This window comes from Methanogenium marinum, from assembly GCF_028912405.1.
GTDB classification, from domain to species: domain Archaea; phylum Halobacteriota; class Methanomicrobia; order Methanomicrobiales; family Methanomicrobiaceae; genus Methanogenium; species Methanogenium marinum.
In genome coordinates this window covers 278,106-291,479 of record NZ_JAKELO010000002.1, presented here as the reverse complement: position 1 = coordinate 291,479, position 13,374 = coordinate 278,106, and the positions used below count along the sequence as shown (strand labels likewise).

The following is a 13,374-nucleotide window of genomic DNA, read 5'->3' as shown; positions in this document are numbered from 1 at the left end:
TTAATGGATGTAAGTCGCATGAAAATACTTGTTTTAGGCGCTAGCGGAATGTTAGGGCATAAGTTATTGCAGAAACTGGGCAGCAAATATGATGTTTCGGGAACCGTTCGTGGCAACGAAAAAGCATATCAAAATCATCCAATTCTAAGCAATATTCAGTTAATAGGAAATGTCGAGGCAAAGCAATTTGGTAGCGTTATTGATGCAAGTAAAATGATTAATCCTGACGTAATTATCAACTGTATTGGTATTGTAAAACAATTGCCTGCCGCACAGGATCCAATCCAGAGCATTACAATCAACGCCCTCTTTCCTCATCAACTTGCCAATTTTTGCATCAACAATGATATTCGCCTCATCCATATGAGCACCGATTGTGTCTTTTCTGGCTCAAAGGGTAACTACACCGAAAACGAGCCCTCGGATGCAGAAGACCTGTACGGCAGGACAAAATTTCTGGGAGAGGTGGATTACCCGGGATGCCTTACTCTCCGGACCTCTATTATCGGGCGTGAATTGAGAACATCACATGGTTTATTGGAATGGTTCCTCGATCAAAGTGGAAATACAGTCAAAGGATATAAAAAAGCAATATTCAGTGGTTTGACGACAAATGCTTTGGCTGAAATAATTTCTATAATTATATCAGATTTTCCAGAAATACATGGCGTATGGCACGTTGCATCCGAACCTATTAGTAAATACGATCTTCTAGCATTAATCAATGGAAAATTAGAATTGGATGTTACTATGTTGCCTGATGAAACGGTAATATCTGACCGAAGTCTTATGGGTGAAAAATTCAGACAATATACAAATATTAACATCCCATCATGGTCAAAAATGATTGAACAGATACATGACGATCCAACTCCATATCATCTTATGAGGAAGAACCATGCTGACAGATAAAACAATACTTATTACTGGCGGAACAGGATCCCTCGGAAAGATATTGATCCGAAGATTGCTCTCAGGAGAAATTGGAAATATCAAAAAAATCATCGTATTTTCAAGAGATGAGGCAAAACAGCATGCATTGCGGGTAGAATATATGAACCGCAACGCTGTCACCGACGAAGTTATCTACAACAACTTTAGGCGGTGTCTGGAGTTCCGCATTGGAGATGTCCGTGATTTTCACAGTGTATGTTCTGCATTGAAGAATGTAGATGTAGTTTTTAATACAGCCGCTTTAAAGCAGGTGCCTTCATGTGAATACTTCCCTTACGAAGCGGTAAAAACCAATATTACGGGCCCTGAAAATATCATCCGTGCAATCAGGGAACATAATCTGCCTATTGAGACTGTTGTGGGCATCTCAACAGACAAAGCATGCAAACCCGTGAATGTCATGGGAATGACCAAGGCGATTCAGGAGCGTATTTTTATCCATGGCAACCTCGACTGTCCGGATACTCGTTTTATCTGTGTCCGATATGGCAATGTCCTCGCATCACGAGGATCAGTCGTCCCCTTGTTTCATGAACAGATTCGCAACGGCGGACCGGTGACCATCACAACAAGTGACATGACAAGGTTTCTTCTTAGTCTCGATCAGGCTGTTGATACAATCTTCGAGGCTGTACGCTATGGAAGAAAAGGTGAAACCTATATCCCACGGATTCCCTCCTGCAAAGTTACGGATCTCGCCGATGCTCTTATAGGAGATCGTCCGATCAAAACGGTCATAACAGGCATACGGCCCGGAGAAAAAATTCATGAGTCCCTTGTCTCAGAAGAAGAAGCACACAGAACCATAGAGAGAGGAAATTATTACGTAATCTGTTCTATCCTTCCTGAAATCAATGATGATATGGAATCGACTCCATCTATCTCACATGAGTATGGCTCTGCCGACAACCTCATGTCAAAGGAAGAAACCAGAGAATTATTGAAAAAATATGGCCTATTGCTCGAAGACCAGAACTCTTCTGAAGGGGAATTGCTTCGATGAAAGTGCTGACAATCCTCGGCACGAGACCTGAAATAATACGCCTGAGCAGAATTATTCCAAAACTCGATAAACTCTGTGACCACATCGTCATTCATACCGGACAGAATTACGACCCAAATTTGAATGACATATTTTTTGAAGACCTAAATCTCAGACAACCAGATTATTTTCTCGGCGTACAGGGGAAAAGCTTTGGAGATCAGGTCGGCAAAATCTTAACCGGATGTGAAGAGATCATGCTTTCCGAGAAACCTGATCGTGTGCTCATCCTCGGAGATACAAACAGCAGTTTATGTTCAATTGTTGCCAAACGACTCGGGATCCCGGTTTTTCACATGGAAGCAGGAAACCGGTGCTACGACGACCGCGTCCCCGAAGAAGTCAATCGGCGGATTATTGACCATTCCAGTGATATACTCCTTCCCTATACCGAACGAAGCCGTGCCAACCTGATTCAGGAAGGAATTGTCAGTAAACGGATCTTTGCAATAGGAAATCCCATCAATGAAGTGATCGCTTACTATAACGATACCATTGAACAGTCAGATATTGTTCAACGCCTTGGACTGAAAAAAAGGGAGTACTTCCTTGTAACCCTGCACCGGGCAGAAAATGTAGATGTCGAAGAACGACTCCGTGCGTTGATGCAAGGATTACAATCAATATATGAAGAATATCAGATGCCAATTATCTGTAGTCTTCATCCCAGAACAAAAGATAAGATGCACCGTTTCGGGCTTGAAAACGATCATCCCGGCATCCAATTCCATGCCCCTTTCGGTTTCTTTGACTTTATTAATCTCGAACAAAACGCAAGATGTGTCCTTAGTGACAGTGGGACAGTACAGGAGGAATGTTGCATTTTTAATGTCCCTAATGTAACCATGCGGGACGTAACTGAGAGGCCAGAGACCCTTGAATGCGGTAGCAATATTCTGAGTGGAGCAGAGCCAGAAGATATTATGAGATGCATTGCATGTGTTCTTGAAAACAGGGGCCAATGGGCAGTGCCACCAGAATATCTCGTTGATAACGTAAGTGATACCGTTGTTAAGATCGTGCTTGGCTATCATAATATGTTGAAGTGTCCTGAAATATGAAGAAATTTGCTTTGGTTTCAGCAGCCCTTCCTCCAGCGCATTCAGGACAGTCAATGGTACTTGACCTTTTCCTGCGTGATTTAGATCCTCAGGAATACTGCCTGATTACTCAGAGCAATTATCATAAATATAAATTGCAGGGGAACTACTCTTCTCCTCTCCTGGCCCGATATTATCGTCTCCAACCTGATTTCCAGATCATGAGATGTTTAATAAAGAGTGCCTCTGTTTTAAAATCAGAGGCTATCTTAAAAAATATGTTAAGGTTCCGCACCAATCAGATTATCAAAATTGTCCAACGCGAAAAATGTCTGTCAATTGTTGCGTGTACAGGCAATCTGTTTGATTTACCTGCAGTTTATTTAGCCAGCAAAAAACTTGGTGTCCCATTCTGCATATACGCATTTGATTATTATTCCAAATGTATGTGCCCCATACAACAGGCCTTTGCAGAGAAATATGAAAGACTTATGTTTAACGAGGCGGATGGAATTATTGTTCCGAATGAATGCATGCAGAAGGAATATCATAAACGTTATGGGGCAAAATCGATTGTTATCCATAATCCCTGTGATCTATCTAAATACAATGCAGGCAATAATGAGGCTTTTTCAGAAAAACAGGGATCAGAAGCCCGGATTGTTTATACAGGGGCCATATATGAGGCACATTATGATGCCTTCCGGAATTTAATCAAGGCAATTGAACTTTTAAGTATACCTGGACTGAACTTGCATATCTACACAACTCAGTCTCCAATAAAATTAAAAGCCAATAGTATCTGTGGGCCGGTAATCAACCATGGACACCAACCGGTCAGTACGATGCCCTCACTACAACAAAGTGCGGATATTCTCTTTCTCCCACTGGCATTTTTATCGCCCTATCCGGATGTAATTAGGACCTCTGCACCAGGGAAAATTGGTGAATATTTAGCGACGGGCAGGCCAATACTTGTACATGCTCCCAAGGATTCATTTGTTTCATGGTATTTCAATAAATATGAATGTGGATTCGTAGTTGATGAAAATGATCCAGAATGTCTGGCAGAAGGTATCAAAAAAATCCTTGAGGATCGTGATCTTCAGCATAGGCTTGGAAGGAATGCCCGAATTCGGGCTGAAATAGATTTCAGTGTTGAAGTCGCAAAAAAACAGTTTAAATCTCTCTTGGAAACAATTTGATTCATATATGTTGGATGTGTGGGCCAATCATTATATAAATATATTATTCGTAAAATCTGTAACATGTGGGCATATGTCTGAATTAAATTCTCTTCAAAGAACATCAGAAAAATATTTTGAAGAGAATTTCTATAAACCCTTTTTTACCGGAAGTACTTTATTGAACCAGATCGATCCCTAATTCATGAGCACTTTCATTAATTTTGCAATTAAGTCTGAATACGGACGTATTGCTGAGTTGGGCGATAAATTAGGTGAAGTTGAGAAACTGATAGACTGGGAACAATTTCGCCCAATTCTCGGAGACCTGTATTCAAATAAAACTGACAAAGGTGGCCGTCCGAATCTGGATGAAATCCTTATGATCAAGATGCTTATTCTGCAGCAATGGCATGGCCTCTCTGATCCTGAACTTGAAAGACAGGCAAATAACTGGATTTCATTCAGGCAGTTTCTTGGATTACCCGATAAAATACCCGACCGATCCACGATCTGGCTCTTTTAGTGAAAGGATATCTAAATCCGGAAAAGATAGTGCGATTTGGGATGAACTACAGTGCCAGTTGGATACAAAAGGCCTTACGATCAAGAAAGGCATGATCCAGGATGCAACATTCATCCATTCCGATTCGGGTCATGCCTCTTCTGATACCCCTCAGGGAGGTGAGGCAAAGACAAGAAGAAGCAAAGATGGCACATGGACAAAGAAAGGTGGAAAATCCCATTTTGGATACAAACTCCATGCAATTATGGATCAGGACTATGATCTGATACGAAGAATTTCTACAACAACTGCATCTGTTCATGACAGCCAGGTAGATCTCTCCGAAATGGGAGAGGTTGTTTATCGTGACAGAGGATACCAGGGAGCGAAATGCAAAGGGTACAATGCCACTATGAAAAGAGGAGCAAGAAACCATCCAATTGGAATCCGGGATAAACTCAGTAATGAAAGAATCACCCGGAAGAGGTCCAAAGGAGAAAGACCATTTGTTGTTCTAAAAACGGTATTTAAGTCAGGAACGATGAAAGTGACTGAACTTGGCAGAGCAAGAGTGAAGAATACATTCTCTGCATTTTTATAATCTGTATCAGATGATGACGATTCAAAAACAGGGAGCTTAGAGCGATAGCTATATGAAAAATAGTGAAATATTGTCTGAAATGAGTGATTAGGCAAAGTTAGAATTTGTATCCATATTTTTGGTCTTCAAAAAATTGGAAAATTGTAATCCTCTCCATTTTATTCTTAGGTCGTCGTCTACAAATGAGAACACTATGACTTGCCTGAATAAGAAGAAATTCCACTTCATCGTTAGTCGCTGTGTTTGCCTTTTGTCTAACTGGTGACCATCTCAATGGATCTACTGTTTCAGCTTTCAATCTGCTGTCTAATGGCTGACAACGACCTCGCCATTGGATGAAAACAGTTTCGCAAATCTGCAAAAGGCCTTAGTTCTCACAAAATAAAATGTTATAATGCCATGAAATATACTATATCTCCATCTCTCGCAACAAGATCCGCATTTCATCACATGCGGATGATGCCATCCGGGCCACGTTTGAGACATGGGCTGACGGAAAATCTGAACTGTCGTAATCAATCATGGGACCGATAGGGATCTCTGAAATGGCAGAAAAACACCAGAAAAGGGTTTCGTCCATCCCTTTTCTTTACCACTGTTTGATCAAAATTATGATTTAAAACATTCATTATTGTTTATTGTATATTTAATTCTATCTGAGTTTTGTGAGAGAAGTCTCTCAGTAAATCTCCTTTCATAAGAATCAGAATATTTTTTTGTTGATTGTCAGGTTGACTGATACCGATCCATCCATCATTTAAAAAGGAATATCCCTCAATATGGGTTCGATGTGTAATGAAAACCCTCATCCTCGCAGGCGGTTCCGGCACCCGGCTCTTCCCCCTAAGCCGGACCCACTACCCAAAACAGTTCATCCCTCTCATCGATTCAGAATCCCTCTTCCAAAAATCGGTGAAGCGGTCTCTTATCTTTTCAGAACCGGATGAAATTACCGTCGTAACCAATGAGGTGCACCGGTTTCTCGTAGCAGATCAACTCGAAGAGATGCATGTAACCTGCCATATCCTCTCTGAACCGCAGGGAAAAAACACCCTGCCTGCCATCACCTATGGCATAACGAACATTATCAGGAAAGATCCGGACGCAAAGGTTGCAATAATATCATCCGATCAGCTTATCACCCCAGATGAGTCCTATAAATCATCATTCGGGGCAGCAGAAAAACTCGCAGAGAAGTATCTGGTCACCTTTGGCATCACACCTGACTCCCCCCACACCGGCTATGGATATATCCGTCCCGGTGCAGCCATTGACGGAGGATTCGCTGTGGATGCCTTTGTTGAAAAGCCGGACTGCGAGACTGCAGAGTCCTATCTGCGTGATGGCTACCTGTGGAATGCCGGGATGTTTCTGTTTTCTGCACCCCATTTTATGGACGAATGCAGAAAACATGCCCCAGAGGTTGCACAGGCGTTCACCCTTCCCAGAGATGAGGCGTTTCAGGAGACTCCGAAGATCTCAGTAGATTACGGCATCATGGAAAAGACAGACATTGCCGCAGTGGTCCCCCTCTCCGTTCCCTGGAGTGATGTCGGAAGTTTTGAAGCATTGTACTCTGTTCATTCCAAAGGTGAGGACGGGAATGCCATTCGTGGCGAACACCTTTGCATCGAGAGCAGGGACAATCTGATCATCTCAGACAGGCTTGTTGCAACCATTGGAATCAATGATCTCGCAATCATCGACTCTCCGGACGCCCTTCTCGTCTGCCCCCGGTCGGAGTCACAGAGAGTCGGGGAAATAGCGGGCCTCCTAAAGGAACAAGGGGACGAACGCTGCGAACTCCACACAACCGTTCACCGCCCCTGGGGAACATACACCATCCTTCAGCGGGGGGATACCTTCCAAATAAAACGGATAACCGTCATGCCAGGACGCCGCATCAGTCTCCAGCTCCACCACCACCGGAGCGAACACTGGGTTGTTGTCAAAGGAACAGCTCTCGTCGCAAACAACGGCAATGAATTCTTTGTCCGGCCAGGCGAGAGCACCTTTGTCCCCTCGGGCACCAAACACCGACTGGAGAACCCCGGCCTCATCCCGCTTGATGTGATTGAAGTGCAGAACGGGGAATATGTGGGTGAGGATGATATTGTGCGGTTTGATGATGATTTTGAGCGGGAGTGAATTATCGTTTTACTGTATTTTCCTTTTTTTTGAGAATACCGTTGATTAAAATCAGAAATAGAAATCAACGTGGATTTTTGACTTTATTAGCAATTCAGAGTTCAGAAATCTGGAGATGAGCCCAAATTCTAAAATGAGATTGTCCATTAGGTATATCTATGTATATGCACATATATTCGCATATGTCTGCCATTACATCAATCAGGATAAGCACGGACATGAGGGATAAACTCTCGGAGTTAAAGGTGCATCCGAAGGAGTCTTATGAAGATGTAATTAAGCGCCTTGTTGAAGATTGCGTTGACGATGAACCATTAAGCGATGCAACGATACAGGCAATAGAAGAATCACTGGCCGATATAAAAGCAGGAAGAGTTTATTCCTTAGAAGACGTTGCAGAAGAACTGGGTCTTAATTGATATGAGTTATTCTGTTCTGGTGACAAAGCGTGCAAAAAAGAGTCTTCGCGAGCTTCCGAAAAATATCGCCAAAGAAATTTATCTGGAATTAAAATCCCTTTCTCGTGAAGATAATCCCACAAAATACGTCAAAAAATTAAAAGGCAACAAAAATCCTCCGTTTTATTCTCTTCGTGTGGGAAGGTACCGCGTGATTCTTAATATTGAGGACAATGTGATGGTGATTCATGTGATTGAGGCAGGTCACCGGAAGAAAATATACCGGAAATATTAATCCCGGCGGATTTTTGTAATATCTATGCCTTTTTTGCGGTATTTGAGTTTATTCCGACCCTTCAACTCCTTTTTCCTGGCCTTCTCCTCTATAGCCCGCTGCTCTTTTTCAGTCCTTATCCTCTCTGGAAGAACAGATGCCGGTTTATCATCAGGATTCCGGGGAACTAGTCGCTCCTCAAATGCCTTTTTCAGAACGTTCAGTCAGAGTTGTCAATGGAATGTTCACATTCAAAGCAGACGTAGGCACACACCATTATCCTGGGGCCGGTGATGCCGACTCAATATGTCTGCGTGCAGCCTCAGTAATATCCCGCCCCTGCGGCGTCCGCTTAATAAACCCTATCTGAATCAGATATGGCTCATAGACCTCTTCAACCGTCCGTACCTCCTCTCCAATCGCTATTGCAATCGTCTTGACACCCACCGGGCTGCCGCCGAAGTCATGGGCAATCACCGAGATAATCTTCCGGTCGATATTGTCAAGGCCCAGAGAATCAATCCCGAGCATGGTCAGTGCACGGTCTGCTGTTTCCGTGTCAATGGTGCCGTCCTCCCGGACCAGTGCGAAATCACGCACCCGCCGTAAGAGACGGTTGGCTATCCGGGGTGTTCCTCTACTTCGCTGTGCAATCTCTCGTGCACCGTCCTGGGTGATTGGTGTCTGCATGATTGCAGCGCTGCGGAGCACAATTTTCACGAGATCGGCTACCTCGTAGAGGGTGAGGCGGAATATAAATCCGAACCGGTCACGCAAAGGAGAGCCCAAAAGGCCGACCTTCGTTGTCGCACCAATGAGGGTGAACTCCTCTAAGGGGAGCTGCACCGACCGTGCACCCGGGCCTTCACCGATCATCACGTCAATACAGGAGTCCTCCATTGCAGGATACAAAATTTCCTCGACAACAGGGTTTAACCGGTGAATTTCATCAATGAAGAGGACGTCACCGTGTGAGAGCGCCGTTAACTGGGCGGCAAGATCGCCGGGCTTGTCCAGCACAGGACCCGTGGTGCTCCGGATAGCCACTCCCATCTCCCGGGCGACAATCTGTGCGAGTGTTGTCTTCCCGAGACCGGGCGGGCCGGAGAAGAGGATGTGGTCAATGGTCTCGCCCCGTGTCTTTGCTGCTGCGATGGCTATCGCAAGTGTCTCTTTTATTTGTGCCTGACCCACAAACTCATCGAAATGTGCCGGCCGGATGGTGGCATCGTCTGCTTCTTCTGATAACAGTGCGGGGGAAGGGAGTCTCTCCTGCATGGAATCGTCTTTCATAGGTATCAGTGCTCCCGGAGACGGGCCAGAGCCGCACGAATAATATTCTGCACGGTCGGGTCAGGGATAGGCAGGGAAGCGTCGACTGCTTCCTGTGCCTCCCGTGGTGAAAACCCGAGTGAGATGAGGGCGCTCACCGCGTCGCCTTCTTCTGCTGTTCGTTTGCCACCGGTGGTAGTCCCGGGGTGTTTCTTCATCTTGTCTTTGAGTTCCAGAATCAAACGTTTTGCACTCTTCTGCCCGATTCCCGGTATACGGGTAAGGACTTTCTCGTCGTCACTGAGAATTGCAATGGCAAAATCTGCAAAGGAGATCTGGGAGAGGATGTTCATTGCTATCTGGGGACCTATTCCGGAGACCCCAATTAAAATTCGGAAGAGTTCCAGTTCACTCGGGTGGAGGAATCCATAGAGCTGAATGTCATCGTCACGAACAGCCATATGGGTGTGCACCCGGACAAGACCTTCCGTTTGTTGGAGACTCTGCAGTGCGGGCTGAGTGACCTGCACCCGGTAGCCGATTCCGCCAACGTCAATCACCACCCACCGGTCTCCGGTGGATGCCAGAATTCCTGAGAGGTGTGCTATCATATTATCGCATCATATTTATGTGGCAGAGAGCGACCGCAAGGCCGTCTGCAGCATCGTCCGGGCGGGGAATCTCCTGTAGCCGGAGGAGCCGGCGCATCATCTCCTGCACCTGGTGTTTGTCGGCACGTCCTGATCCGGTGACCGCCTGCTTGATCTGGTTGGGCGTGTACTCTGCAATCGGAATATCCCGCTGCTCGACGGCGAGAAGGAGGACGCCCCGTGCCTCACTGACCTGCATGCCAGATGTGGTGTTCCGGGAGAAGAAGAGTTGTTCAATGGCGACGCATTCCGGGTTGTACTCATCAAGAACCTGCGAGATTCTCTCGTATACCTCCCGCAGGCGTTTTGACTGTGCGAGGCTGCTTTTCGTCTCAATGCAGCCATAGGTGAGTGGAGTCGGATACCGGCCGGTTTTGTCAAGAACGCCATACCCGACCCGTGCTATCCCCGGATCAATCCCAACAACAATCATGAAATTATTTATCTCTCCCTATTGGAAAGGGCTCTCTCCTTCGCCCCTGCCTTTCTGAATGAGTATTCCGTTCTTATGGTAGATACCTATTGTCAACTACTTGCGCCTTCACACATAGTCAATGGGCTTCTTGCCTGTTTTTTCGTACTATTGTGTTGCTGTAATGGGTATAACAAATATCATCTTAAAAATGTCTGTATGCAACTTTCCTGTGACGTATATAATATATGGTGACCATGGCATCATCATTACTGACCAGATAAATAATTCGATAATTGCCGGAACGAATTCTGTAAAAATTATCAGAACCGGATATCCTTTAAGATTCGTGAGGAATAGGTTCAGAAGATAATTGTTCAATTCTGGTAAAAATTGATTCGATATGTATTGTATCAATCTTCCTCAAATCCTTTTCAACATCGGATTTGAATTCAACAGAATATACTGTCATAAACTATTTCCGAGCCGTTTTTTCATCTCAACTAAGGTATGGGTATTTTCATTATTTCTCTCTGCAATAACAGCAAGGTCATGTAAATCTTTCTGCATTTGCTGATATTCTGAAAATGGCAGAATCACGGATATTTTGTTTCCTTTTTCATCGACGATATACTGCTGTGGTGAAGACTGCATGAATCAGTATCATGTTCAGGGCAATATATATATTTCTGAAGTTGCTGTTATTACCAAAGAAGGCGGTTCCCTTCTGGTGAAGAACACTTTTTGCATGAAGACAGGCACCACCATAATAAGTGAGTTACTAACAAATGGGTCACTAACAAATGAGTTAGGCCGCATTCTGGTGTTCACATTAAAGTCCGTAAAAGGAAGGGAATGTATTTAATAGTCCAAAATGCTGGAAGAAAAATGGTTGCAGAACGAATTGACAACCCGTCAGCCCCCTCAAAAACAGGAGGGCACATCTATTTTTCCCTCAATTTATTTCGCTGTTAGCTGTTCGGTAATTATCTGCATATGCAAAAAAAGGGGTATCCGGCCGAAAAAAGTAGGTAAAAGAAGACCCTGTCTCCCTGCCTGTTCCCTGGTGGATGATATCCGATCTTATTCTTATTCTTATTCCGTGCATTCTGCGAGACGTTTATTCAGCACGCTTACCTTTGACCGGACGGACGTGAGTTTGAGATCATAATATTCACAGATATCCTGTGCAAGAGGACACCCTCCCGTTGCCCGCCCGATAAGGCCTTCATCCTTACATACCATGTAGACAATGGCTGCACTCCAGAGGGTGCTGCCTCCCCGTGATAGTGGATCTTCCGGATGAGTGGTCATGTTGGTGACAATTTCCCTGCAGCGTTTTGTTATACCCTCATTTTCAAGGCGGTTGCAGAAATCCACACATTGGTCGAAAATCATCTGGTGCCGGCTGGCCTCCTCTCCTGATGCATTCTGGCTGTTTCCGGACAGACTCTCAGAAATGATATTCTCCTCTTCTGAATCCGGGGTTGTCTGAGCCATCGGGATTGATTCCTGTGCGGTGTGGGTGCCCTTTGCAGCAAATTCATCACCTTCTGTCTCGTTTGTCCTCTCCTGCTCCATAATGGAGCCGGACTGGTTCCCGGCACCCCTGTAACCTATTACGGTTTCCCGGAAGAGGGGCTCTGTCTCCTGTAATTCGGTGATCAGTGCTGCAGCATTCTGCAGTCTGCCGTATTTCTCCATGTACGCGAGGAACCGACAGAGAATGGGAACAGTATTATCCAGCCAGTCATCCGGAAGACTCGGGTTTTGTGCCACATCATTTAGGAGAGTGGTGTGTATGAGTGGTGCATCCCACTCCCCGATCTTCTTTTTGTGATAGCCATACAGCATGGTGGAAAATGTTGTAACAATCTCTTCTGCAAGAGCAATCGCTTCACCGTCGTGTGATGCCTGTTCTTCTTTGATGAACGCTGTTATTTCGTCCCCGATATCTGCAGATACCGCGGATACCATGTCGTCCACCATTTCATCATCACATTGGCAATTGTCCGGGGTTGTGCCATCTGTCTCCTGGTTTTTCCGGAGATATTCCATAAACTTCTGAATCTCTTTGGACTGGAAGTCATCTACGGTCCATCCTGGGGGATACCAGTTGATTGCAACATCCGGATTCTCACTGTAGCAACATATACCGGTTCTGGGGGAGTTCTCGATGAGTTGTACATACACACCATCAAGATGGAGGGTACAATCCAGGCAGCAGTATTGCCCTGCCTCCTCCTCTTCAGAATTGCTCACATAGAAATCCGCTTTCTTCCCACAGATACTGCATGGATACGACGGGTGATTATTTCTTGCAGTCAGGCAGATTCTCCCCTCTGGTGGCATCACCGGTGTTACGCCCACCACCTTGAGTCTGAGTTCTGTTGTGGATTCAAAATCGTATTCGTAGTAGAACAGACTACCCTTCTTAATGAGGTCGGCAAGCGGTATGTTCATCTCTTCATCGGTGTGCATGTAGGTCTCTTTCCCGATGGTAAAGGCGCTGAGATGGTTGCAGCATTCTACCCAGACATCCCGTATCAGGGAGTCAATATCGTTGAGTCGTGCGTCATGCTGCGCGAGAATCATCAGCCAGTAAGTAGGGTCATGCCGGTCCTCGATTTTGATGATAAATGACGGGGATGATCCTATTGGCCATCCAGATGACTGAATACATTTTTCACCGTGTTGCAGGCCCAATTTTTTACTTATCACTGCCCTGCATATCAGGCAGGTTCCGGGTCTGTTTCGTGGTGTCATTCCTTAATACGTTTCTCTGGAATTGGTATAATAGCTGTGTTCCTGCTCTCTTTCAAAGATTCAATGCAGGGGATTTGCTGTATCTTCCGGGAGGTGTGGGATATGCTTACCCAGGACCACGTGTCCTC

At 45.1% G+C, this 13,374-nt stretch carries 13 protein-coding genes and 1 pseudogene; 8 read left to right on the top strand and 6 right to left on the bottom strand.

Annotated elements, in window-relative coordinates; all coding sequences use genetic code 11:
- Nucleotides 1-18: 18 nt before the first annotated feature.
- The 8 genes and pseudogenes from L0665_RS01805 to L0665_RS01770 all read left to right on the top strand — a co-directional run bounded on the left by L0665_RS01805 (nucleotide 19) and on the right by L0665_RS01770 (nucleotide 8,167).
- Nucleotides 19-912 (top strand): dTDP-4-dehydrorhamnose reductase family protein, encoded by an 894-nt coding sequence (locus L0665_RS01805; RefSeq protein WP_274924008.1) that lies wholly within the window; start codon nucleotides 19-21, stop codon nucleotides 910-912.
- Complete coding sequence (locus L0665_RS01800) at nucleotides 899-1,957, top strand: polysaccharide biosynthesis protein (RefSeq protein ID WP_274924007.1); 1,059 nt, start codon at nucleotides 899-901, stop codon at nucleotides 1,955-1,957. The genes L0665_RS01805 and L0665_RS01800 overlap by 14 nt, the downstream gene beginning before the upstream one ends.
- Nucleotides 1,954-3,057: a non-hydrolyzing UDP-N-acetylglucosamine 2-epimerase gene (wecB, locus tag L0665_RS01795; RefSeq protein ID WP_274924006.1), complete on the top strand. Its 1,104-nt coding sequence runs from the start codon at nucleotides 1,954-1,956 to the stop codon at nucleotides 3,055-3,057. Before L0665_RS01800 ends, wecB begins: the two co-directional genes overlap by 4 nt.
- Nucleotides 3,054-4,241, top strand: a complete 1,188-nt coding sequence (locus L0665_RS01790) for a glycosyltransferase family 4 protein (protein ID WP_274924005.1) — start codon at nucleotides 3,054-3,056, stop codon at nucleotides 4,239-4,241. Before wecB ends, L0665_RS01790 begins: the two co-directional genes overlap by 4 nt.
- Before the next feature lie 184 nt (nucleotides 4,242-4,425).
- Nucleotides 4,426-5,366, top strand: a pseudogene (locus tag L0665_RS01785) (IS5 family transposase).
- 755 nt (nucleotides 5,367-6,121) lie between these two features.
- Entirely contained in the window at nucleotides 6,122-7,474 is a 1,353-nt protein-coding gene (locus L0665_RS01780; RefSeq protein WP_274924004.1) for a mannose-1-phosphate guanylyltransferase/mannose-6-phosphate isomerase, read from the top strand.
- Between the two features lie 182 nt (nucleotides 7,475-7,656).
- Nucleotides 7,657-7,893 carry a DUF7557 family protein gene (locus L0665_RS01775; protein WP_274924003.1) on the top strand — a complete coding sequence of 79 codons (237 nt, stop codon included), beginning with the start codon at nucleotides 7,657-7,659 and terminating at the stop codon, nucleotides 7,891-7,893.
- A gap of 1 nt (nucleotide 7,894) precedes the next feature.
- Nucleotides 7,895-8,167 (top strand): type II toxin-antitoxin system RelE family toxin, encoded by a 273-nt coding sequence (locus L0665_RS01770; RefSeq protein WP_274924002.1) that lies wholly within the window; start codon nucleotides 7,895-7,897, stop codon nucleotides 8,165-8,167.
- Between the two features lie 255 nt (nucleotides 8,168-8,422).
- Here the strand turns inward: L0665_RS01770 and ruvB are convergent, their stop codons facing one another.
- From ruvB to L0665_RS01745, 6 genes are all read right to left on the bottom strand, one after another.
- Nucleotides 8,423-9,424 (bottom strand): Holliday junction branch migration DNA helicase RuvB, encoded by a 1,002-nt coding sequence (gene ruvB, locus L0665_RS01765; RefSeq protein WP_274925701.1) that lies wholly within the window; start codon nucleotides 9,422-9,424, stop codon nucleotides 8,423-8,425.
- Between the two features lie 20 nt (nucleotides 9,425-9,444).
- Nucleotides 9,445-10,029 (bottom strand): Holliday junction branch migration protein RuvA, encoded by a 585-nt coding sequence (gene ruvA, locus L0665_RS01760; protein ID WP_274924001.1) that lies wholly within the window; start codon nucleotides 10,027-10,029, stop codon nucleotides 9,445-9,447.
- A 1-nt stretch (nucleotide 10,030) separates the two neighbouring features.
- A complete protein-coding gene (ruvC, locus tag L0665_RS01755) occupies nucleotides 10,031-10,501 on the bottom strand; it encodes a crossover junction endodeoxyribonuclease RuvC (RefSeq protein ID WP_274924000.1) in 471 nt (156 codons plus the stop codon).
- Between the two features lie 184 nt (nucleotides 10,502-10,685).
- A complete protein-coding gene (locus L0665_RS10825; protein ID WP_420847039.1) occupies nucleotides 10,686-10,817 on the bottom strand; it encodes a type II toxin-antitoxin system RelE family toxin in 132 nt (43 codons plus the stop codon).
- A 131-nt stretch (nucleotides 10,818-10,948) separates the two neighbouring features.
- Complete coding sequence (locus tag L0665_RS01750; RefSeq protein ID WP_274923999.1) at nucleotides 10,949-11,134, bottom strand: type II toxin-antitoxin system Phd/YefM family antitoxin; 186 nt, start codon at nucleotides 11,132-11,134, stop codon at nucleotides 10,949-10,951.
- A 441-nt stretch (nucleotides 11,135-11,575) separates the two neighbouring features.
- A complete protein-coding gene (locus tag L0665_RS01745; RefSeq protein ID WP_274923998.1) occupies nucleotides 11,576-13,246 on the bottom strand; it encodes a DUF6398 domain-containing protein in 1,671 nt (556 codons plus the stop codon).
- Nucleotides 13,247-13,374 lie beyond the last annotated feature (128 nt).